Origin of the sequence: Lysinibacillus sp. BNK-21 (assembly GCF_048684915.1) — a bacterium.
In the GTDB taxonomy this organism is placed as follows: domain Bacteria; phylum Bacillota; class Bacilli; order Bacillales_A; family Planococcaceae; genus Lysinibacillus; species Lysinibacillus capsici.
The window spans coordinates 2,856,103-2,878,209 of record NZ_JBLQTS010000001.1; the positions used below are offsets into that span (position 1 = coordinate 2,856,103).

Below are 22,107 nucleotides of genomic sequence, written 5' to 3' on the forward strand. Positions count from 1 at the left end.
CAATTATTCTATTATTTTGGAGGTAGTTTGATGGAAAACTTGAATGAGACATCAAAAGAAGAAAGGTCAAAACTAAATCCATTTTTATCGGTTTGGATGCATCCAAAGCAAACGACTCGTTATATGATTAATGAAAAATCTATCGGCTTTGCAATTTTGGTTTTGTCTATTGGTTATATTGGCTCCCTTATGTCTGGATTAATTGATTCAGAATTTCTTCCTGATTTTTCGCCATGGCTTTTAGTCCTATTATGTGTCATTTTTGCTCCTATCGCAGGTATGATTGGCACAGCTATTTCTGCACTCATCTCTTGGCTATTCGGGAAATTATTTAAAGGTACTGGGACTTACTCGGACTTATTTAAGGGGTTAAGCTTAACAGCAATCCCATATATCATACTGATTCCGCTTTATATTATTTGGTTAATGACTTCACCCGATTCATTATTGGATCCTAATTTTATGGGTTCATTACCGTGGATTTTTTGGCCAACTATTTTAGTAAGCATCATTGTGACGATTTGGTCATTTGTTATTTCTGTAGGTGTAGTCGCTGAAGCACATCAAATTTCTAACTGGATGGCTTTCTTCACCATCTTTATTCCAGCCATTATTATCTTCATCGTATTATTTGTTCTTTTCTTTGTCATACTCATCGGAATTATTGGTGTTGGCATGATGTAAAAACATCTCCCCTCTCATTTAAGAGAGTGGGAGATGTTTTTTATAGTTTGAATTGAGCAATGAGAGCTTTCAATTGTAATGCTAATTCCGATAGTTGAGCAGACTTTCCAGCCATATTCTCCATTGAGCTACTTGTCTCTTCTGTCGTAGCTGTTGTTTGCTCGACCCCTGCAGCAGATTCCTCTGCCACCGCAGCAATTTCTTGAATAGAGTTATTCATTTTATGGCCATCTTCTGTAACTTTCGATAAATTCGTTGAAATTAATTGGACACTCTCCACTACATCATTAATGGAGTGGCTAATCGTGTTAAATGTTTCAGTAGTAGCTTTTATTTGATTCGTTCCCTCTTTTACTTCTTGGTAACCATCCTCTAAAGAGTTCGTGACAACATCAAAATCTTGCTGAATATTCGTGACGATGGATGTAATATCGTTTACTGAAAAGGCTACTTGTTCGGCAAGCTTACGTACTTCATCTGCCACTACAGCAAATCCTTTGCCATGCTCTCCCGCTCTTGCCGCTTCAATCGCAGCATTTAAAGCCAACAGGTTCGTTTGATCTGCAATATCCTTAATGACCACGACCAATTTAGAGATTTCCTGTGCTTGAGCATCTAATTTTTTCACTTTCTCAACGGCATTTTGCACGATGCTATCAATCTTTTCCATTTGAGAATTAGAGGATGTCATTAGCTGACTTCCTTCATTCGTTAATGTTAAAACTTCTACTGAAGATTGATGAATATGTGCACCATGCTGATTCGTTTCCTGTAAATCTGCTGTAAAGCGCTCCATTAATGAAGTTAATGCACTAGAATGGTGAGCTTGTCCCTCAGCACCCGATGCTAATTCATGCATCGTAATCGCAACTTGCTCCGCTCCCATATTGACTTCATTTGCTGAATGCGTTAGCTCTTTACTAGATGTATTAATTAAGTCTGATGCTTGGGCAATATTATGAATCATATCCTTCAACCTTATTTGCATTTGATTCATGGCGTTTGCCAGTTTTCCAATTTCATCTTTTGAACGTATAGCCATACTTTCTTGAGATAAATCTCCCTCTGCAAAACGCTCCATCGCTTGAGCCGCTTGGTTAATAGGCTTTGTCATACTACTCGCATATTGCCAAATGATCAATATCCCCACCATAATGGCCAAGCCAATTACTATAAGTGTTATCTTAAGAATACTTTGTGCTGGTTTATTGAAGTCCATTAAATAGGTGCTCGCACCAATGACCCAACCCCAATATGGATCTGTTTCTGCATAAACCCCTTTGTCCTCTAATTGACCTGAATTGGGTAACGGCCACGAATATGAAACAAATCCACCACCTTCATTCCCTTTAGCAATGATTTCTTGTATGTACTTAACGCCTTTATCATCCTCTTCATCCCAAACACTCGTACCCTCTATATTTGGATGGGCAACGGACATCCCTTTTTGGTCAACAACAAAAATATAACCATTGTCGCCAAGTTTAATGTCCTTATTAATCGGTCGCTTTCCTTCACTATCCTTTTCTCCTAAAATAGCAATCTTTACTTTTTCCTGAGCTTCCTCTAATGATAAATTGCCTGCTTCTACCTCTTGATTGAATTGCTCAATCATAGCAATCGTCATTTCGACACTATTTTTTAGATTTTCTTTCCCTACTGTTTCTAGGTTTGATTTACTTTGCTGATAGCTTATAAAACCTAAGATAAGTAACGGAATCATTAAAAGCAGCAATGAAAAAGCGATTAGCTTCGTTTTAATAGATCGAAATTGTACGATTGATGTCATTTTCCCTCATCACTTCTTTCAATTTTAAATGGACTTAAGACTTATTTTTTAACCTAAATCTGTCATCAATAAGTATTTCTTCTCTTCAATCAACTATGTAAAACATTCCATTTTACTTAATCATTTTATTACATAAAACACCAAAAAAACAACAAATTTCGAGCATATTTGATAAAAAACAGATAGAGAAAAAGCAATACACTTTTCCCTATCTGTTCTAATTCCCTATTCAATTTTATTAAACAGATAGTGCTGTACTTTGCTGGAATAGCTCAGATACGCCAGATTCTACAGCTGCCCCACTTACTGCGCGTGAGACGATTGCCACAACGCGTTCGTCCAAAGATTTAGGCACAATATATTCTTCCTTTAGTTCTTTATCACTCACAAGGGAGGCAATGGCTTCTACAGCAGCTAGCTTCATCGACTCATTAATATCCGTAGCACGCACATCTAAAGCTCCCCGGAAAATACCAGGGAATGCAAGAACATTATTAATTTGATTTGGATAATCTGAACGGCCAGTTCCCATAACACGTACCCCCCATGCTTTGGCATTTTCATACGTGATCTCTGGATTTGGATTGGCTAAGGCAAAGACAACTGGATTTTCATTCATGGACGCAATATGTGCCTCTGTTAATAGATTGGCTACAGAAACTCCAATAAAGACATCTGCACCTGTTAGTGCATCCTCTAGTGTACCATGTTGCTTCTCTGGATTCGTCAAATGAGCAACCGCTTCTTTAATCGGATTCATCCCCTCTGTACGACCCTCATAAATAATACCCTTTGTATCGCACATATAAATATTCTTATAGCCCATTTGTACAAGTATACGTAAGATCGCAATGCCTGCAGCACCAGCACCGTTAATCACAACCTTCATCGTTGCAATATCCTTTTTCACAATACGATTGGCATTAATCATCGCTGCTCCTACAACAATTGCTGTTCCATGTTGATCATCATGAAAAACTGGAATATCACATTCTTGACGTAGGCGATCTTCAATTTCAAAGCATCTTGGTGCTGAAATATCCTCTAAGTTTACCGCACCAAATGTCGGGGCAAGCGCCTTCACAATGCTGACGATTTCATCCGTATTTTTTGTATCTAAGCATATTGGAAAAGCATCAACATTGGCAAAACGCTTTAGTAAAATCGCCTTCCCTTCCATTACAGGTAATGCCGCTTTCGGTCCGATATCTCCTAACCCTAAAACCGCTGTCCCATCCGACACAACAGCTACCATATTACCCTTCATTGTATAGTCGTACACAAGCGAAGGATTTTTCTCAATCTCCACACATGGCGCTGCTACCCCCGGTGAATAAGCCAAGCTAAGATCATAGGAATCTTGTACAGGTACCTTTGAGCTCACCTCTAATTTCCCGCTATAGTGTGCATGCATTTCTAAAGCCTTTTTCATTACGTCCATTCCATCCCATCCTTTTCCCTTTGATTTTTTATTATATTTCAGAATCATAATACTTTGTGAAAATATAGTCAACGAATTTTCTGTCAATTTATTTTAAACTTCAAAAATTCAATGTTTAATGACTTTCATTACATTTTTCTGTCAAATTAAACATTTCACAATCAATTATTTTAAGATAATTAATGCGATTGTTAACACATTAAAAAGTGTACACATAGAGCCATTTAGCCTGTTCAACTTTTCACATAGTATTTTTCTTATGTAAATGAGAATTATTTCACAAACTTTTGTAAGCGCATCCATTGCCCTGATTGACTTCGTCACAATTTATTCACATTTTTTCACAAAGTTTTTTATTATACAGATCAAAGTATTTGTGAAATTCTTAACAAGATAAAAAAGAGCCCTATATAAAGGACTCTTCGGTAAAATGATTAATAAAGGCCGTGATGATATGCTTGGAAGACCATTGCTCTCCCGAAACTTTTGTAATCGGATAATCACGAGGAAAAATTGTTTTGGTGATTTCCTCAACAGAATAACCTTGCATAAATAATTGCTTCACTTTTCCTTGCATGTCTTCCAAATAAGCAATTTTTTCTTGTATTTTCGTTCGACCATCCACTATAAAGCCTGCATGACAGCAATAGACGACATCGAAATCATAGTTTACTATTTTCCTTAAAGACGCCAAGGTATGGACAATGTTTTCTTCATCAAGCACAACCTTTGTCTTTGGCTGGATAAACAAATCACCTGTAAACATAGCGCCTGTTTCCCGATTGTAAAAAGAAAGATGATCTGTAGTATGCCCAGGTGTTTCAATAACATCCCATGTTGCTGCGTTCGTTTGTAAGGTTTGCCCAAATGGTTGGGCAACAAACGCGGGTCGTTCCCCCCACAATGCCTGACGATAGAGTGGATAGTCTCCATCTTCAGCACAAAGATTGACTGAATCACGATGAATATAAATAGGTACATTCTTATGATGTTGAATCCACGCTGCATTTCCTGCATGATCCTCATGTGAATGCGTTAATGCCAATTGCTCTATAGTATACCCTTAAAAAAGGATTGAAATTCCTGCGATAGTGAGTAGGAACCTGTATCAATTAGTAACCCATCCACAAAAAAACTGTACACACTCATACCAACCCCCTGCACCGCAACTTTCCCATGCGCACATTGTACACCGCGATGATGCTGAATCTCGATACTTTTCTCCCGTTTAAACATCCTGCTCCCCCTTTGCCCCTTGTACAAAAAGTGTAGCATAAAATGAATGGTGAGTCATTTTTGTAAGTAGGTAACAACAAAGGATTTGTTTTTTACATGTTTACGAAGTGCTAACACATGAAGAAATAATCGTATATTTACAGCCAATAAAAGCAATGCGCCTAGGAACAATAATCCCATCTGCCAATCATTTGTAACATTCATTAACAGCGTCCAACTTATAATGACAGCAAAGGTAATCGCTATATATTTTTTCATCACTCTTGTAGTGGAACCCTGTATATCGTGTTTTTGTTCAATGCTTAATAAAATTTTTCCAAATTCCATTATGATCAGCAATTTAATTCCTTGAATTAAAACCGTACTCCAATAGAAGAGAAGATGTGAAGAAAAGAAAGTACTCATCAAGGCAAGAATCATAGCGCAAGCCATATATTTGCTGATAGGTGTTTTTTCTTTATAGAATGAAAGACTTTTTAAATAGGCCCCATAAACAAGGATATCTTGTAGAAGATTAGCGTATTTAAAAACATTTAAATAGATAAATTGAAAAAAGAGCGCCACTGCAAACCATTGTAAAAGTTTTACCTGTTGTTTAGATTCACTCATTGTTTTCACGCACCTTTTTCACCAAATTCGACGTAAAATACGCTTGCGAATATACTCTTTTAGTTAAATAACCATCGGGGCCACTAAAACCTATGGACGTATTGATATCTAAAGGAGCTTCCTTCAATTGAATAGTCAGCTCCAAGCGTTGACCTTTCGTCACTGAAAAAGGGAAATCACTTGCTGTGTAGCGCTGATCGTTTAATCGCCATTCTTTCAACAGTATTTTATCCTCTAATGTAGCTGGAACATAAAATGCATCAAAAACTGCATCCTGCTGAAGGGTAAATGATATGATTTGTTCCGAATCATTTTGTGACTGACTATAGCTATTATTCATGATCTGATTTTCATCAATGAAGGTTTCCCTCGTAAAATGAATTGGGGCAGGTAATTTCACCCCGTCATTTAATACAAGATAAATAGTTTTACTTGCCATCACTTTTTTCATCGTGTTTAAATCAAACTGAAAAAAAGCTAATCGAATATTTTGATAGCGTAAATCTTGAGAAGTATCCAATGGATAATAAAAGCCATTGACTAGATTTGCTTGCTCTGTTTGATCATATACTGTTGGTAATTGCACGTCTTCTGCCTGTAAATATTTCACATATCGATGGTCATCTTTGTTTGTAATATAGCGTACCTCTAAAGCATTCTGTAAGCTATCTGTAACTTCAATTGCAGCAGGAACCACTATCGGTTTTATGAATTGATGTTGTAAAAAAATCGTACTGTTACCGATCAGTAAAATCAAAACTATGGCAACACCAATCGTCTTTTTCTGATCAGCGCCAACTTTAAGCTTTTTCCTAGAGATGTACAGTATGATGCATACGCACAAAATAGCCAAAATCCAGTATATTGGCGAAGATAAATGATCTAATTGTGACATTAACGCACTAGCCCGATCATTATCTACGTGTTGTTCCCCCACCATGAATGCCACAAATCCACCCGTTGCAAGTGTTACAGCAACAGTCAAGCCTTTAGGTACCCAGTGCAAAGGCTTATGCTGCTCTTTTGTTGCTTGTTCAATACCTTGTAGACTACGTTGATGTAACGATTCTGGAATGTCTATTTGATCCATCTGCTTTTTTAGATCGTTCACCCTTATCCCTCCTGTTCCAGTGCCTGCTTTAATTTTTTTAATGCACGATCAAAATGATTTTCGTCGTCCCTAATTTAAGCTGCAATACCTGAGCCACCTGAGACAATGTATAATCATGATAGAATCTCAACAAAATAATATCCTTTTCCTCCTTTGTGAGCTTTGTCATCACATCTTCCAACGCCCACCTCTCAGGAAGTTCTTCATGCGGTTCTTCACCTAGTTCTGACTCCAGCTCAAACTCGACGATCGGTTCACGCTTATTTAGTAAATTTATTGCACAGTTTATGACCATCCTTATTAACCATGTTTTTAAATAGGATGAATTTTGAAGAGAATGTATGTATTTAAAGCTACGGTAAGCGACTTCCTGTACGACATCGAGTGCATCTACCTTTTGATCAAGTATAAAATTCTATCCCCTACTTTAAAAGGGGTATCCTTCACTTTTTCATTTTTATCCGCCACTTTGAGCAGGTTAGCCGCTACATTAAATTTTATCCGTCACTTTGAACGTTCTATCCTCCACTTTTTCTTTCTTATCCGCCAATCTGAACAGGTTATCCGCTACATTAAATTTTATCCGTCACTTTGAACGTTCTATCCTCCACTTTTTCATTTTTATCCGTCAATCTGAAGAGGTTAGCCGCTACATTAAATTTTATCCGTCACTTTGAACGTTCTATCCTCCACTTTTTCTTTCTTATCCGCCACTTTGAACAGGTTATCCGCTACATCAAATTCTAACCTCTACTTTACGCTCTATCCACCGCACTATAAAAAAACGCCCACCGAAGTGAGCGTTTCTTTTTATTCGTTTGTGCCTTTTTCCACGTCATATTCTGTAATCCAATCACTGAAGCTACCTACATATAATTGGATGTTGTCATAACCTTCATCTGCTAATACGGCATAAAGTGGAGAGGCAGTTACGCCGCTGCCACAGTAAACCACAACCGGTTCATCAGCTGCAACTTTTTGACGTAATGCATCGTTTGCCTTTAGTTGACCATTTGACTTCAATTGCTCCCAGTCAAAGTTTTTCGCAGTTGGGATATGACCTGCTACTTTATCCAAAGGCTCTACTTCTCCTCGATACCTTTCAGCCGCGCGGGCATCGAGTAAAGTAGCTTTTACCTCTCCATCTACAATGGCTTTTACGGCTTGGCGTGGTGCATAAAGCTCATCTTTCCAATCAAACTCAATGATAGTTGGAGGATATTTAATAATATCCTTGGTAAAAGGAATTTTTGCCTCTAGCGCTGGGGCACCTCCGTTGACAATCACTACATTTGGGAAACCAGCATATGTTAGCATCCACCAGGCGCGTGGGGCAAATGGAGCTGCTCCTTGGTCATAAACTACAATCTGATCTTCATACCGTAATCCTAGTTCTTGAAAAACGGATGCCAATTTTTCTTTGCTTGGCATTGGATGACGACCTTCTTTGCTGTCCATATCCGATAACTGCTGTTCTAAATCAATATAGATAGCACCAGTAGCATGACCTTCCTCGAATGCTTTTTTGCCAGCCTCTTTGTCCTGAAGATCGAAACGAGCATCGATAAAACGGACGCCATCATACTGAATTTCATCCACTGATTTGAATACTTTTCCCATTAGAATCACCTCATGCGTATTGTAATTGTGCGTAAATCGCTTTCCAAGAAGCTAAACGACTCTCTTCTTGTAAGGCTAATCTTTCTGTGTCAATTTGTTCAAGCGCTTGATGATAAATATAGTAACGTAATTTTTCGGCTTCCTCTGCTATAAACGTAATCGCCCATGTCATGAGAGAAACTTTCTGTGCATCTAAATAGTCTTGTGCATCTGGCTTTGTTACAGCTTCTAGTGCCTCACTTAGCTTCACTTTTTCATTCTTTTCAAAGAAGGCTTTTTGATTGCGGAAATGAGATTTTACGCTAGCATATTTGGAAATATCCGCAAACGGTCCTTCAAAATCCAATAAATTTGGCTCAGAGGATTCAAAGGCTAGGAATGAGAAGCTTCGATTTAACTCTTTCAATTCGCGCACTTCATCTTTAAAACGTTGTTGCATCTTTTTGCTAATGAATTGCGATAAACGGAAGTTTGTTACACGCATTTCTTGAGTAAAATCAAAACGCAAGCTTTGCATCACTTCTTTTAATGCATGCTCCAATGCTTGTTGTGCGGGCATTGCAGCAAAGGTAGAAGGATTGTAGCCTTCCTTAAAGAACTCAGGGTAACGATAATAAACACGCTGAAGAACATAATAGAGTAGCTCATCAAGCTCCTGCTTTGTTTCACTCTCTAACATGCTCGTATTCAGCACACTGAACTTCGATTGAATATGTTGTTCAAGTGTTGCTAATTCCTCTAGTCGCTCATCTTTACGTTTTAAGTTTTCCTCTGTTTGGGCAATTAAATCCGCCAAACGTTGCTCTGTTTTATCAACTTCCTCTGCAAGAGCTTGAACGGCTAATGCACTCAATTCATCATTTAAGAATGTATGGAAGTCTTTTTCAAATGGTGGCATCCCTGATGTTAAATCGGCACCTTCTACCTTTTCCTTCAATGCTAAAAGACTAGATACCCCATATAGTCTTGGGAAGCGAATGCCAAAGCGTTGTAACTCTGAGCGTACATAGCCTTTTACATCTTCCTGTTCTTCATCCGTTGTTGCCAAATCAATTGCATTGACAATAAAGAACATTTTATCTAGCTCAAATGCATCCTTCACACGACCAAGTTGAATTAAAAACTCTCGGTCAGCTTTGGCAAAGGCATGGTTATAGTACGTAATAAATAGGATGGCATCAGCATTACGAATATATTCAAATGCTACGCCTGTATGGCGGGCATTAATAGAGTCCGCTCCTGGCGTGTCAACAAGTGTCACGCCCATACGTGTTAATGGACTATCATAATAGAAGTCGATATTGTCAACAAAGCAAGATTTATTTTCTTGTGCTACAAATTTTTCAAACTCTTCACGGTCTACGCGGAGGATAGAACCAAATTCAGACTTAAAGGTTGGGTAGCCTTCTTTATAGGCACGAATAAATGATTTATGAACATTTAAGCGTTCGTCCGTTAACTGCACTGCAAGCCCTTCATCAGCACGATTATAGGCTTCCTCCAATGTCGATACAGACAAACCAATCGCCGCATAGGAGCCTTGAATATCCTCTAGCATTTGTTCCGCAGTTTTAAGCTGTACATCCGCTGTTTCATGTGGGTGTTCAGGTGTAACTGGACGAATTTTATTGATGGCCGCAGTTGTTGGGTTTGGTGATACAGGTAACACCTTGGCTCCCATTAAAGCGTTTGAGAAGGAAGATTTCCCAGCACTAAATGCGCCAAACAATGCAATGGTAAAATCCTTTTTCTGTAGTCGTTCTACTTTATTTTCAAGGTATTGGGCTACTTCGGCAAAGCCTTGCACCTCTTTGACTGCATTGGCAGTATGGAGTGCACGGTTAATCACACCATCGATTGGTAGAGTCGTTGCACTAGTAGCTTGCTGAGCTTCCTCTTGTTGGATGATTTGCTCTTTTGGCTGCAACATGGACTCGTCAAATAGACGAATTTCTGCTAAATCTTGCTTAAATGATTGTTCCCAATTTGTAAGCTGTTGATTGGCAACTTTACGAATTTCATTGCTCGCTTGATGCATAGTGCTTGCACTATATTGCTGATAGCCTTCAATTTCAAGGACCGCATTAATGGCATCTACTTTGTCCTGCATACCCGCCATTTTTAATTTTGATGGTGCGGCAGTTTCTGTTGCTACAGCTTCAAGAGTTGTCGCTTGCGCATTTTTCCAGCTATCTGTCTCCTGAATGAAGTAGCGCTTTGTTGCTTCTGCGATACGGTTAGCGAAGTTTAACACAGCATCACCTGTTAAAATAGCGCCTGTTTGAACTTGCTGCTCAATCAATGAAAAAGGTAAGTCAAATACATAGGCATCAATAGCAGAGGCACGTTCCTCATTTAATGCACCAACGTCCTTCAATGCCTTTTTCATAAGACCTTTTAAATGCCCCGTGATTTGTGCATGGACCACATTCTGATAGGCACTATACGCATTTTCTTTACGTCTGTTTCGCTCTTCCTCTGTTTTTTTCTTTGCAGTAAAGAGCCCTCCAACTTTAAAGCCTTCCTGCATGCTTTCTAAATAAAGGCGTAAGTGATCGCGTAAATCAGCTGGCATAATTGCAGCATTCGCGAGTAAATCCTTACGTTGCTCCTCAAACGTTTCGTTCCAAGCTTCTACTGAAAATAATTCAACCTGACGATTTAATTTATTGTATTGCTCTAATATATCTTGATGGTGTGCCCAGTCATCCGCACTTAAAATTTCTTCATCAATTGCTAAACGATCCTGTCTTTCTTCCATTAAATAATTGTCATGCTCGCTTTGCAATAAACGCAATGTATTCGTAGCTGTTTGTACAAGCTGCTCCTGCCAGTCATTCATACTGTCCATCACGATTTTCTTTACTGCCTCAAAATCATTATGTGGATGCTCTGGCTCTCTTAATGATGTAAAGAAAACACCCTTCGGTACAACACCCCATGCTGCAAAGGACTGATGAACAGTTGCTTTAAATTCCTCGAAGCTCAATTCATTATCCTTATGCTTATCAATCATATTGACAATTAAATAAACATTTGGATTATATTTCATTAATTGCTTTGTGAATTGGAAATTTAATTCCGACTGCACATGGTTGTAGTCCATTGTATAAAATACGATATCGGCAATATGTAGTGCTGATTCCGTTGACATGCGGTGTGCATCATCTGTGGAGTCTACCCCTGGCGTATCCATTACAGTGACACCTAGTGGTAGTGTAGAGGCACTGTGTCCAATCTCAATTTGTGACACCAAATCCCCATTTTTACTTAGCTCTTTTACTGTTTTAAAATCATAGCCAGCCTCAAATTTTACAGGCTTTTCATTGTGCATATAAACAATCGCATAGTCTTCCTCTGATTTATGAACTTTTACGATGTTCGCACTTGTTGGAATAGGACTAGATGCCAGTAGATTTTCACCAGACAGCGCATTAATCATACTGGACTTCCCTGCAGAGAAATGGCCTGCAAAGCCAATCACATACTCTTTTTGCTGAATTTTTCGAGCAAAAAGTGATGTTTTATCCATGCGCTCTGTATCACCATTATGCTGATAAATTATGTATTGCAAAGAGGCTTGCTTTAATAGCCCCTCCAATTGTTGTTCAAAATCTTTCATGAAACCAGTAACCCCTTTTTCATTAATTATTCATAATTAGTATTCTACCTTATTCAACTAGCAAAGTATAACACTAATTTAAAGCATATATGCCAACGTTTCCATCCTTAGAAAAACATGTTTATACAAAAAATCTATGCTAAATGATAGATGGTCAACTAGTTCTTTTTATTTTTTCCTCATATTTTATAGTAAGCATATTCGGGGCAAAGTTATTTTTTATGAAGGGAGTGTGATGCCATATGATAAATCCTAAGTCTCATCAAATCATTGAAAAATATTGTTCATGTAACTGTGAGGATCGATTTATCTGGCCCCGTATAAAAGCAACAAACGGAATACCCATTAATCCTCCTGAAGTAGTCCCTGAAGGTATGATTATACCAACAATCCACCGATATTTTTATATCGTTACAGCTGATCTTGATCTATCGAATGGGGCAACTCTTCCAGCCGATCTCTTTTGGAATGATGAAGCAAATGCTGTTACTGAGTTTACAATTTTTTCACCCAATGGTTACGTTAACCTTTATATTAATGCAGTGATGCAGGAAGGCGGTATTTATACGGTAACCCCAGCCTCCCTGACAATCGTACCCTATAATGCCACATTGTATAGAGGAACACCCATCATTATTGAATCGCTAGGCTTTACAACAAAATAAAGGAAAAGAAAGGAGGTGAATTGGGTGGCACTTTCCATTATTAATATTCACGTCAATGTTACAGGTAGTTCTACAAGGTTTTTTAACGTCTTAGCTGCACCCCTTGTCATTGCAGATGGCACGACAGTCGCTGCAACAACGTTTTTAAATGATAGCGGTACAGCCGCAACAGCATTCCCAGAAGTCGCAAATGGTTACTATAACTTATATATCAATGGTGTTCTTCAGGAGGGTGGTGCCTATACAGTTTCTACAACTGAAATAACGTTCAATACTGTCACAGGTACACTTTCTGCTGGTACGCCAATTGTGCTAGAAGCTGTGGAGCTAGTGACAACAATCTAAATAAAATGGATGCCTTATTTAGGGCATCCATTCTTACATTTTATTGTAATTGCTTTCTAAGACCTGCAATTTTTTTCGCATAGTCTAGCGCATGTGGGCCATCTCCATGTATACATAAGGTTTGGACTGCCACTTTAATTTTTTTGGACTGGACCGACATCACTTCATTCGCAGTCAAAATTCCTTTTACATGCACTAGCATTTCCTCTTCCGATTGTATGAAGGCATTTGGCACCTGTCTGTTCACTAATGTGCCATCTTCGTTATAGCGTCGATCCGAAAAAACCTCCTCATATACTTGAAGCCCTTGGTCTCTAGCAATCTCTACGATGAGGCTACCAGATAAGCCATATAAAATAAGCTGCGGATTAAGATCATACACTGCATTGACTACAGCTAACGCTTTTTCACGATCATTCGCGCATTGATTATAGAGTGCGCCATGTGGTTTAACATGATGAAGCATACCATTTTCAATCTGTACAAATGCTTGTAAGGCACCAATTTGATAAACCATCATATCGTAAATTTCAGCTGGGCTACATTCCATGTTACGGCGACCAAATCCCTCTCGATCGGGATAGCCTGGATGTGCACCAATGTGAACATTTTTACGAATGGCGCTGCGTACAATTTGATGCATGATTGAATGATGACCCGCATGATAGCCACATGCAATGTTGATGGAAGTTACATAGTCTAATAGTTCTTCGTCCTTACCCGCGATAAAAGCATCATAGCTTTCACCCAGATCACAATTGATATCAATTGACATCATGGTTCCTCCAGTACAAAGTGAATTGTGTTAAACATACGCATTTGCGCTACTTTATGTAAATCTTCTTCATGAACTGTTGCAATAATAGGATAGCCTCCTACTGTTTGAGCATCAGCCATTAGGATAATGGGATTACCACTTTGAGGCACTTGGATTGTTCCGAACTGTGTAGCTTCTGATAGAATATCCTTCATCTCCTGAAATTGTAAGGTAGGTCCTTTGATGTAGTAGCCCATACGATTGCCGCCGATAAATTGAAAAGGATCTTGTAAAAATTGTCGCTGACTCTCCTCAGCAAATAAATGGAAATGCGGCCCTTTAAACAGTCGAACCGTAATCGAACTGTCAAAACGCGGACGATAGGGTGCATATAGCCCTCTATTATATTTTAAAGATGCTGATACCTGCCCATATAAAATACTTCCTTTTGTAATGCATGTTCCCAAATTCCCAAGTGGAAGGTAGGATTGGCTACCAAGCTCATCATTTGTACGAAAACCTCCTAACGGGGTTAAGTAAACAATAGAGCCCTGATGAACACTCTTGATAGATAATCTATCTCCCTTTGTTAAATAGAATGTTTTCCACATTTCGATTGGTACATGATTAACCAAGCATGTACTATGCCCCCCTGTTAATACATAAACACCATCAGCAAGCGCCTCAAATTCAAAACCACCCACAAACATTTCAAAAGACGTTTGATCATGATGATGCTGTAAAATTCTTTGAGCTGCTTGATACGAACGGTAATCCATTGGTCCAGATAGCGGAATACCAAATGCCCGATAGCCGAACCTTCCTTTGTCTTGTAAGCTACCATACACCCCTAGTTTTGTTACGAGCAGAAGTGGCTTCAATTGCTACACTCCTTTGCTTTTCATTTCCCAAAATTGCTGTTTGGTTATTTCATAAAATTGAACTTCATCACCAAGTTCAAATAAAAATGGCTCTTTGCCATGAACATGAAATAAATCCAAAGGTGTTTTCCCTATAATATTCCAGCCTCCAGGTGAATCAACAGGATAGATGCCTGTTTGTCCACCACCAACCCCAACTGAACTCGCTGATACAGATGCCCTTGGTTTCTGTAAGCGGGGCACAAATAATTTAGCATCAAGCTCACCTAAGTAAGGAAAGCCTGGTAAAAAGCCGATTAAATAAACATAATAGCTTTTGGACATATGCAAAGTTTTAATATCCTCAAAAGGTAAACCTGTGAAATCCATGACACGCTTTTGATCTAAAGCAAATTCCTCATCATAGCAGACGGGTATTTTTAAAAGTCGATTCGTTCCTTTATCAATTGTTGTGGAGGCTTGCATCTCAAGCCACTGCGTCCTTAAACGTTCAATATCTATTTTTTGTTTAATATAAGCTGTTACTGTATGGTAGCTTGCAACACTTTCAATTAGGTGATGCTGTAGCTGCTGTTTCAGAAACCGATTGAACGCTTGGACCGCGTGAAAGTTTGAGTGAGAAATTTCCTCTTTGAATGCAAAACGAATAGTATGTTGACTAATCCACATTGAATGAGGAAAATCAATGATTGGTTGCACGTGCCGTCTCCTCAATACAAAGCTGTACCGCAGCTACTAAATCTCTAATACTCCAGCCGGGAATTTTGCCATGTTGGATTGACAGCTCAAATGATGCTGGAATATGAATAAAGCCAGCACGAACCCCTTCATGTTGCTGTGCATAAGCGAGCCCCTCATACATAATGTTATTACATAAGTATGTACCCGCTGTATTAGAGATTTCCGCTGGATATCCTTCTGCCTGCAAACGATTTACCATACTGCGAATTGGTAAGTTTGTTAGATAAGCATCTGCCCCCTCCTCATGGATACGCTCATCAACTGGTGTATAGCCATTATTATCAGGCTCTCCGTCTTTCACATTAATAGCAATGCGCTCTGGTGTTACTTTAAAACGTCCTCCAGCCAATCCTAATGAAATAATGATTTGTGGTTTCACTTCTTCTATATGTTGTTTTAATTGCTCCGCTGATTGCTGAAAATCTACAGATAGAATTCGTCCGACGATATCATAGCAATCTATTTTCTTTCCGTTTAATTCTTCCACAATTTGCATCGTTGGATTTATTTTATAATCAAGAAATGGCTCAAACCCTGTTACTAATATTTTTGTCATATTTGTCACCTGATTTCTTTAAATAACCTTAAAGGTTTGCTTCATTTTACAATAGATTTCTGAAAAAACAAATATTTCCTGCGAACAAAAACATGTAAAAAAGAGGAGATTCTTTCCCTACACTATTGGTAATATGGAAGAAAATTTTGTAGCCTAATTAATTGAAGCGGAGACAGCGTCATTCCTAGGAGATTAGTGTTACTGATCAGATTCTAGAGGGTAAGTTAAAATGGACACTGGCGTAACAGGAATCACCTCTCGCCTTGCTAAAGCCCTTTTCTGCACGTGCTATTTTCTTTTTTAACAACATGAAAAAGAGTATGAAGCATAGCAGCTTCATACCCTTTTGTTTAGCTCTTATTTCAAATGTGCAGTTGCCTGGTTCATGACGTATTTTCCAACTCCAATATAGATCACTACAGCTGCTCCAATCAATACGAATGTCATTGCGAACCGCTCCTTCTTAGTTATTTTTCGTTAAGTTTTCAGACGTTTACATTGAATTTGAAAATCATTCTCATTAATATATTATAAATTTCATGTGAATTCGTCAAGACATACTTTCATCTTACCCTTTTTACATGGTAAGATGTAGAAAAGTCGGAAAAAGGATGCGGTAATGATGAGTAATTCGAAGTACTTTCAAACTATTTTAAACGGGACAATTCACGCTTTAAAAACCATTCTTCCTATGGATATAGAAGTAAAGTCGCCTAGTATTATTTCTGAACCCTTTCAACAACAACAAATGGGCGTATTAATTGGCTTAATCGGAGATTTAAAGGGACGCGTCATCATTGACTCCTCTCCCGAAGTGTTCAGCGGGATCGGTAGTACCATGTTCGGTATGCCGCTTGAAGGAGAAATGCTAGAATCCTTTACAGGGGAATTTGGTAACATGATTGCAGGAAATTTATGTACAGCTGTTGGGCAAGAAAGCTTAGAAATTGATATCACTCCGCCAACGGTGATGGTGGGCAATACAAAATTATATGGCTTTGAAAAGGCATTTGCTCTCCCAGTTTCGGTCCCAAGCGTCGGTTCCCTAACAGTTCTATTAACGATTGAGGAAGAAGAATAGAAAACAAGATTTGAGGAATGTTCCAAATAAGACATTGTATGCTCAAACAAACAGCACACATGCAAAAGATTTATCATTCGCACAAAAAAAGAATGTACTTTCCTACCAATCTTTTATTTTTACTAAAATTAAGCAAAATATAGTACGGTGACAAGCTATCTCAATGACTTTTGAGATAGCTTGTTTTTTTTCTTCGTAATTCTTCACACTTTTTTCACATAATTCCTCTAGAAGTGTGATTTTTTTCACATCAAAATGCAGGGGATTTTTATATGATGACTGTAAGAAACACAACAATAAAAAGCGTAGGAGGAGCAAAAATGGCAAATAAAAAGAAGTCAGATGAAAATTTAAAAGGTTCACTCTATGCAGTTTTTGGAGTAGGTATTATCATCATTTTACTTTGGGTGTACTGCTTCGATTTGTTCATTGGACGGTTTTAATCTACGAAGAAGGGACAGAAATATATGCACATACATAAGTATGAGAAATACTGGCTTGTGTTTGGAGTTACCACTTTAGTGGCATTCCTGATCATTCTCGGTATCGGAGCATTTCATCAAGGCTCCCATCCAAACAATGGTAAAAAAACACTAGATTACGAGAAAGTGAAAGAGACAGCGCCTTTTGATAATCCAGGTGTCCATAAGGTTGAAGGTAAAGATTGGGATTACGAAGTGGTAGTAGTTGCTTCTGCATTCAATTATAATCCTCCACAAATTGAGGTTCCACTTGGTGCAAAAGTGAAATTTATCGCGACAAGCGAGGATGTTATGCATGGTTTTGAGGTTGCAGGTACGAATATCAATATGATGCTTGAGCCTGGCTATATTTCGGAATATGTGACAGAAGTCAATAAGGTTGGCGAGTTTTTAATCGTATGTAATGAGTATTGTGGTACAGGACATACGATGATGCACTCTATGCTAAAGGTGGTGGATTCAAATGAGTCACACTAATTCAATGACAAAAGTGGATCGTCGAGATGCAAAGCTAGCAATGGCACATATTTACGTGGCATTTATCGCATTGTTATTAGGTGGTCTTGCAGGTTTATTACAGGTTTTTGTACGTTCTGGTCAATTTACATTACCAGCAGGCATTGGTTATTATCAAGTATTAACAGTTCATGGTGTATTACTCGGTCTTATATTAACTACATTCTTTATTTACGGCTTCCAAATTGCAAGTGTAAGTCGAACATCTGGTACGTTCACTGATACTCAGAGAAGACTTGGCTGGATTGGTTTCTGGTTAATGACGATTGGTACAGCTGCTGCCGCAACGATGGTGTTATTGAATAAAGCAACTGTTCTTTATACCTTCTATGCACCATTAAAGGCACATTGGATTTTCTATTTAGGTCTTACATTAGTCGTAGTTGGTTCTTGGGTTGGCGGCGCAGGTCAAATTTTACGTTATGTCCAATGGCGCAAAGAAAATAAAGCGAGTGGACAACGCAGCCCGTTACTATCATTTATGGTAGTTGTTAATAATTTAATGTGGTTCGTGGCAACTCTTGGTGTTGCAGCTTCTGTTTTAATTCAATTATTACCATGGTCCTTAGGTTTAATTGAACGTGTCGATGTGGCATTATCACGTACCCTTTTCTGGTATTTTGGTCATGCACTCGTATACTTCTGGTTATTACCTGCCTATATGGTTTGGTACGTTATTATTCCAAAAGTAATTGGCGGAAAAATTTTCTCCGATTCTTTAGCAAGACTTTCGTTTATGCTATTCTTACTCTTCTCTATTCCTGTTGGGATTCACCATCAGTTAACAGAGCCTGGTATTGATGGTACATGGAAGTTCATTCAAGTTGTTTTAACATTTGCTGTTATCGTACCTTCTCTCATGACAGCCTTCTCGATGTTTGCCATGTTCGAGTTACGCGGACGTGAATTGGGTGGCAAAGGACTATTTGGTTGGTTTAAAAAATTACCTTGGAAGGATGCTCGTTTCTTCGTACCATTTATCGGTATGGTGTCATTTATTCCAGGGGGTGCAGGCGGTATTGTCAATGCCTCTTATCAAATGAACCAATTAATTCATAATACCATTTGGGTTACAGGGCATTTCCATTTAACGATTGCAACAGCTGTTGTTTTAACTTACTTCGGTGCGGCGTTCTGGTTAATTCCACATTTAACAGGTCGTACACTTTCGAAGTCTTTAAATAATCTTAGTAATTTCGCTGGTATCTTATGGGCTACTGGTATGACGATTATGTCTTCTGCAATGCATATTGCTGGTCTAATTGGTGCGCCTCGTCGCTCAGATTACTCAGAATATGGTGGCGCTCAGCAGGCTTACGATTGGATTCCTTATCAAATCGCGCAAGCTGTGGGTGGAACAATCCTCTTTATCGCCATCCTAGTGATCATTTATATCGTCGTGAAATTAGCTTGGTTCGCACCTAAAGGTGACGAAGAATTCCCTGTAGGTGATGTACATGAGCTTAGCGGTCCAACACCAGCGATTTTAGAAAACTTTAAAATATGGCTTGTTATTTTAGTAGCCTTAATTTTATTCGCTTACACAGTACCAATTATCGATATTATTTCAAACTCACCAGCCGGCTCTAAAGGCTATCAATTGTGGTAAGCATCCAAACGCATCTTCCTATAAAAAAGCGATTTCTCTGTAACGAGAAATCGCTTTTTTCACTTTATAATCAAAGCTTGCTCTTATTGAATGGCATCGATTAAATTTTTAAAGTTCGATAATTTTTGAAACTCTTGTTTTACAAAGCACCTCGTTAACTCAATTAGTAATACATTATTTAACCAACGTTTGAAGACTTATTAACACGGGGGCATACACAATTAGTGGAATAAGCAAAATTACTGCACCAATTTTTTTATTCCCCTTTTGTAATAGTAAAAGAGTAGTCAAGAAAAATAATGGATAAATAATAAAAGTAATTATTAATACACCATCAACTACTTGATACAATTTTCCTGTAAATGCACTTATGAATGGGATTGAAATCCATTCTAGTACGCAAAATGCAATAACCAATATCCACAACCATTTAAGTGTCACCATAATCACCCCTAAATTTTTAATTGGTCAAAAAGTAAAAACTATATACGGTTCATCATACATAAGCTACACAAATAAATATTTACTCAACAATCTGGCCAGATTGTTTAACACAATAGTTCAATTTAAAAATGACTCTTTATAATGTTGAACATTATATAAAAAATATTGATGTAACATGAAATGTAGCTTACTTTAAATCTTGACTTGTAATTTTAGTAGCCTTATTTATATTAGCTTACACAATTCCAATCTTCGAAATTATTTCAAATTCACCAGCGGGCTCAAAGGCTTTAAGCTTTGGTAAGAATATTTTCAAAGCAACAAGCGATTTCTCATTAGTAGAGAAATCGCTTGTTTTTTATAACTGATATAGCTTTGTATATTTTTCTTGTAAGTAGTCTGCCAGATACTTGGCATTTAAGCCTTCCCCTGTCGCTTCTTTCAGCAATTCAAATGGCTTTTTCAATGCTCCATATTGATGAACTTTATCAGTTAGCCACTCACGAATAGGTAGTAGCTCTCCCTTTTCTAGTAATTCATCAAAATTAGGAATATCCTTGTCCATCGCATGCTTCCACTGTGCTGCATAAATCATCCCCAATGCATAGGATGGGAAATAGCCAAACATACCGCCTGACCAATGCATGTCTTGTAGAACACCTTGTGCATCAGTCTCAGGGCGAATGCCTAAATACTCCTCATATTTATCATTCCATACTTGCGGCAGATCTTTCGCTTGTAAATCCCCATTGAATAAGTCACGTTCAATTTCATAGCGAATCATGATATGTAGTGGATATGTTAGTTCGTCCGCTTCAATACGAATGAAAGATGGTTCAACCATATTAATAGCACGTAAGAAATCAGCTAATGCCACATCTCCAAACTGTGCAGGTGAAAAATGCTGAAGACGTCCGTAGTTATGCTCCCAGAACTTTTCATTTCTGCCGACAAAGTTTTCATAAAATAATGATTGTGATTCATGAATCCCCATCGATGTACCAGTCGCTAATGGTAGACCAGCAAGTTTCTCATCAATATTTTGCTCATACATCGCATGTCCACATTCATGAATTGTGCCAAAAATAGCTGAACGGAAATCATTTTCATCATATTTCGTCGTAATACGCGCATCACCATAGTTTAAGCCAATCATGAATGGATGGACACTTTCATCCAAGCGACCAGCATCGAAGTCATAGCCGAGCTGAGCAAGCAATTCTAACGATAATTCACGCTGTGCCTCACGCGGGAAATGTTTAAATAACATGGTAGGATCGGGTTTATTCGATGAATGAGCAATTTTTTGAACAAGCATCACAATAGACTCTCGTAATTCACCAAATACTTGATCTACGACATCTGTTGTCATATCTGGCTCATATAAATCTAGTAATGTATTGTATGGAGATCCATTTTTAATGCCCCAATATTGAATGAATTTTTTCTGCCATTGTATGATTTCTTCTAGGTATGGTAGGAATAGAGCAAAATTATTCGTCGCCTTCGCTTCTTCCCAAGCCGTTTCTGCCTTCGATTGAAGAATGACGAATTCTTTATATTCATTCGCAGGGATTTTTTTATTTTGATCGTAATTCTTTCTTACTTCTTCTACTAAACGTAGTGTTACATAGTCAAGATCAGCTTTTTGTGCCTCTAATGCTGCTAGAAGCTCTCCTAGTTCTTCACTCGTCTGCATATCAAATAAGGAGGCTGATAATGTACCAATTACCTCAGAACGTTGTGCTAACCCCTTTTTCGGTGCACCCGTCCGCATATCCCAATAAATCACATTGAGCGCTTCCTCATAATGCTGCATTTTCTTCACATAGTCTGTAAATTGTTGAACAGTCATGCATTCATCCTCCTTTTCTCGTTATAAGTTTATCATATTTTCGAAAATTTTGTATATTGCGGA

At 38.2% G+C, this 22,107-nt stretch carries 22 protein-coding genes; 7 read left to right on the plus strand and 15 right to left on the minus strand.

Features of this window, described 5'->3' with window-relative positions; translation table 11 throughout:
- Positions 1 to 30 precede the first annotated feature (30 nt).
- Entirely contained in the window at positions 31 to 684 is a 654-nt protein-coding gene (locus ACMGGO_RS14740) for a YIP1 family protein (protein ID WP_112117739.1), read from the plus strand.
- 40 nt (positions 685 to 724) lie between these two features.
- Here the strand turns inward: ACMGGO_RS14740 and ACMGGO_RS14745 are convergent, their stop codons facing one another.
- The 9 genes from ACMGGO_RS14745 to ACMGGO_RS14785 form a co-directional block, all read right to left on the minus strand.
- On the minus strand, positions 725 to 2,473 hold the full coding sequence (locus tag ACMGGO_RS14745; protein WP_259948616.1) for a methyl-accepting chemotaxis protein: 1,749 nt from the start codon (positions 2,471 to 2,473) through the stop codon (positions 725 to 727).
- 238 nt (positions 2,474 to 2,711) lie between these two features.
- Entirely contained in the window at positions 2,712 to 3,914 is a 1,203-nt protein-coding gene (locus tag ACMGGO_RS14750; protein ID WP_048390037.1) for an NAD(P)-dependent malic enzyme, read from the minus strand.
- Positions 3,915 to 4,320: 406 nt separating this feature from the next.
- Positions 4,321 to 4,959, minus strand: coding sequence for an MBL fold metallo-hydrolase (locus tag ACMGGO_RS14755; RefSeq protein ID WP_420281992.1), 639 nt, complete (start codon positions 4,957 to 4,959; stop codon positions 4,321 to 4,323).
- Positions 4,960 to 4,964: 5 nt separating this feature from the next.
- Positions 4,965 to 5,150 (minus strand): hypothetical protein, encoded by a 186-nt coding sequence (locus ACMGGO_RS14760; RefSeq protein ID WP_420281993.1) that lies wholly within the window; start codon positions 5,148 to 5,150, stop codon positions 4,965 to 4,967.
- Between the two features lie 54 nt (positions 5,151 to 5,204).
- Positions 5,205 to 5,759: a hypothetical protein gene (locus ACMGGO_RS14765; protein WP_066037692.1), complete on the minus strand. Its 555-nt coding sequence runs from the start codon at positions 5,757 to 5,759 to the stop codon at positions 5,205 to 5,207.
- A complete protein-coding gene (locus ACMGGO_RS14770; protein WP_259948609.1) occupies positions 5,752 to 6,870 on the minus strand; it encodes a hypothetical protein in 1,119 nt (372 codons plus the stop codon). The genes ACMGGO_RS14765 and ACMGGO_RS14770 overlap by 8 nt, the downstream gene beginning before the upstream one ends.
- A gap of 37 nt (positions 6,871 to 6,907) precedes the next feature.
- Complete coding sequence (locus ACMGGO_RS14775) at positions 6,908 to 7,279, minus strand: RNA polymerase sigma factor (protein WP_259949169.1); 372 nt, start codon at positions 7,277 to 7,279, stop codon at positions 6,908 to 6,910.
- 401 nt (positions 7,280 to 7,680) lie between these two features.
- Complete coding sequence (locus tag ACMGGO_RS14780) at positions 7,681 to 8,490, minus strand: sulfurtransferase (protein WP_103117771.1); 810 nt, start codon at positions 8,488 to 8,490, stop codon at positions 7,681 to 7,683.
- 10 nt (positions 8,491 to 8,500) lie between these two features.
- The gene (locus ACMGGO_RS14785) at positions 8,501 to 12,112 is read right to left on the minus strand and encodes a dynamin family protein (RefSeq protein ID WP_420281994.1); all 3,612 of its coding nucleotides are present in this window, start codon (positions 12,110 to 12,112) and stop codon (positions 8,501 to 8,503) included.
- A gap of 242 nt (positions 12,113 to 12,354) precedes the next feature.
- Between ACMGGO_RS14785 and ACMGGO_RS14790 the strand changes: the two genes are divergently transcribed.
- Positions 12,355 to 12,777 (plus strand): DUF4183 domain-containing protein, encoded by a 423-nt coding sequence (locus tag ACMGGO_RS14790; protein ID WP_420281995.1) that lies wholly within the window; start codon positions 12,355 to 12,357, stop codon positions 12,775 to 12,777.
- Between the two features lie 24 nt (positions 12,778 to 12,801).
- Positions 12,802 to 13,122, plus strand: coding sequence for a DUF4183 domain-containing protein (locus tag ACMGGO_RS14795; RefSeq protein WP_048390025.1), 321 nt, complete (start codon positions 12,802 to 12,804; stop codon positions 13,120 to 13,122).
- Positions 13,123 to 13,162: 40 nt separating this feature from the next.
- Here ACMGGO_RS14795 and ACMGGO_RS14800 read toward each other — a convergent pair whose 3' ends face one another.
- From ACMGGO_RS14800 to pcp, 4 genes are read right to left on the minus strand one after another with little or no spacing between them, the layout of a single operon-like run.
- Positions 13,163 to 13,897, minus strand: coding sequence for a 5-oxoprolinase subunit PxpA (locus ACMGGO_RS14800; RefSeq protein ID WP_103117770.1), 735 nt, complete (start codon positions 13,895 to 13,897; stop codon positions 13,163 to 13,165).
- Entirely contained in the window at positions 13,897 to 14,760 is an 864-nt protein-coding gene (locus tag ACMGGO_RS14805; RefSeq protein WP_420281996.1) for a biotin-dependent carboxyltransferase family protein, read from the minus strand. Before ACMGGO_RS14805 ends, ACMGGO_RS14800 begins: the two co-directional genes overlap by 1 nt.
- A 3-nt stretch (positions 14,761 to 14,763) precedes the next feature.
- Positions 14,764 to 15,459 (minus strand): 5-oxoprolinase subunit PxpB, encoded by a 696-nt coding sequence (gene pxpB / locus ACMGGO_RS14810; RefSeq protein WP_420281997.1) that lies wholly within the window; start codon positions 15,457 to 15,459, stop codon positions 14,764 to 14,766.
- Positions 15,443 to 16,057, minus strand: a complete 615-nt coding sequence (gene pcp, locus ACMGGO_RS14815) for a pyroglutamyl-peptidase I (protein ID WP_054550784.1) — start codon at positions 16,055 to 16,057, stop codon at positions 15,443 to 15,445. Before pcp ends, pxpB begins: the two co-directional genes overlap by 17 nt.
- A 622-nt stretch (positions 16,058 to 16,679) precedes the next feature.
- Between pcp and ACMGGO_RS14820 the strand changes: the two genes are divergently transcribed.
- From ACMGGO_RS14820 to ACMGGO_RS14835, 4 genes are all read left to right on the plus strand, one after another.
- The gene (locus tag ACMGGO_RS14820; protein ID WP_259948590.1) at positions 16,680 to 17,138 is read left to right on the plus strand and encodes a chemotaxis protein CheX; all 459 of its coding nucleotides are present in this window, start codon (positions 16,680 to 16,682) and stop codon (positions 17,136 to 17,138) included.
- A 320-nt stretch (positions 17,139 to 17,458) separates the two neighbouring features.
- A complete protein-coding gene (locus tag ACMGGO_RS14825; protein ID WP_009370491.1) occupies positions 17,459 to 17,581 on the plus strand; it encodes a hypothetical protein in 123 nt (40 codons plus the stop codon).
- Positions 17,582 to 17,605: 24 nt separating this feature from the next.
- Positions 17,606 to 18,097: a cytochrome b5 gene (locus ACMGGO_RS14830; RefSeq protein WP_004269330.1), complete on the plus strand. Its 492-nt coding sequence runs from the start codon at positions 17,606 to 17,608 to the stop codon at positions 18,095 to 18,097.
- The gene (locus ACMGGO_RS14835) at positions 18,084 to 19,745 is read left to right on the plus strand and encodes a b(o/a)3-type cytochrome-c oxidase subunit 1 (RefSeq protein ID WP_048390013.1); all 1,662 of its coding nucleotides are present in this window, start codon (positions 18,084 to 18,086) and stop codon (positions 19,743 to 19,745) included. Before ACMGGO_RS14830 ends, ACMGGO_RS14835 begins: the two co-directional genes overlap by 14 nt.
- 174 nt (positions 19,746 to 19,919) lie before the next feature.
- Here the strand turns inward: ACMGGO_RS14835 and ACMGGO_RS14840 are convergent, their stop codons facing one another.
- The gene (locus ACMGGO_RS14840) at positions 19,920 to 20,186 is read right to left on the minus strand and encodes a hypothetical protein (RefSeq protein WP_054550783.1); all 267 of its coding nucleotides are present in this window, start codon (positions 20,184 to 20,186) and stop codon (positions 19,920 to 19,922) included.
- 361 nt (positions 20,187 to 20,547) lie between these two features.
- Positions 20,548 to 22,044 (minus strand): carboxypeptidase M32, encoded by a 1,497-nt coding sequence (locus ACMGGO_RS14845; protein ID WP_420281998.1) that lies wholly within the window; start codon positions 22,042 to 22,044, stop codon positions 20,548 to 20,550.
- Positions 22,045 to 22,107: the final 63 nt, after the last annotated feature.

Coding starts and splice junctions, on each gene's coding strand:
- ACMGGO_RS14740 (WP_112117739.1), top strand. CDS start 31: ATGGAAAACTTGAATGAGACATCAAAAGAAGAAAGGTCAAAACTAAAT.
- ACMGGO_RS14745 (WP_259948616.1), bottom strand. CDS start 2,473: ATGACATCAATCGTACAATTTCGATCTATTAAAACGAAGCTAATCGCT.
- ACMGGO_RS14750 (WP_048390037.1), bottom strand. CDS start 3,914: ATGGACGTAATGAAAAAGGCTTTAGAAATGCATGCACACTATAGCGGG.
- ACMGGO_RS14760 (WP_420281993.1), bottom strand. CDS start 5,150: ATGTTTAAACGGGAGAAAAGTATCGAGATTCAGCATCATCGCGGTGTA.
- ACMGGO_RS14765 (WP_066037692.1), bottom strand. CDS start 5,759: ATGAGTGAATCTAAACAACAGGTAAAACTTTTACAATGGTTTGCAGTG.
- ACMGGO_RS14780 (WP_103117771.1), bottom strand. CDS start 8,490: ATGGGAAAAGTATTCAAATCAGTGGATGAAATTCAGTATGATGGCGTC.
- ACMGGO_RS14785 (WP_420281994.1), bottom strand. CDS start 12,112: ATGAAAGATTTTGAACAACAATTGGAGGGGCTATTAAAGCAAGCCTCT.
- ACMGGO_RS14790 (WP_420281995.1), top strand. CDS start 12,355: ATGATAAATCCTAAGTCTCATCAAATCATTGAAAAATATTGTTCATGT.
- ACMGGO_RS14800 (WP_103117770.1), bottom strand. CDS start 13,897: ATGTCAATTGATATCAATTGTGATCTGGGTGAAAGCTATGATGCTTTT.
- pcp (WP_054550784.1), bottom strand. CDS start 16,057: ATGACAAAAATATTAGTAACAGGGTTTGAGCCATTTCTTGATTATAAA.
- ACMGGO_RS14820 (WP_259948590.1), top strand. CDS start 16,680: ATGAGTAATTCGAAGTACTTTCAAACTATTTTAAACGGGACAATTCAC.
- ACMGGO_RS14825 (WP_009370491.1), top strand. CDS start 17,459: ATGGCAAATAAAAAGAAGTCAGATGAAAATTTAAAAGGTTCACTCTAT.
- ACMGGO_RS14830 (WP_004269330.1), top strand. CDS start 17,606: ATGCACATACATAAGTATGAGAAATACTGGCTTGTGTTTGGAGTTACC.
- ACMGGO_RS14835 (WP_048390013.1), top strand. CDS start 18,084: ATGAGTCACACTAATTCAATGACAAAAGTGGATCGTCGAGATGCAAAG.
- ACMGGO_RS14845 (WP_420281998.1), bottom strand. CDS start 22,044: ATGACTGTTCAACAATTTACAGACTATGTGAAGAAAATGCAGCATTAT.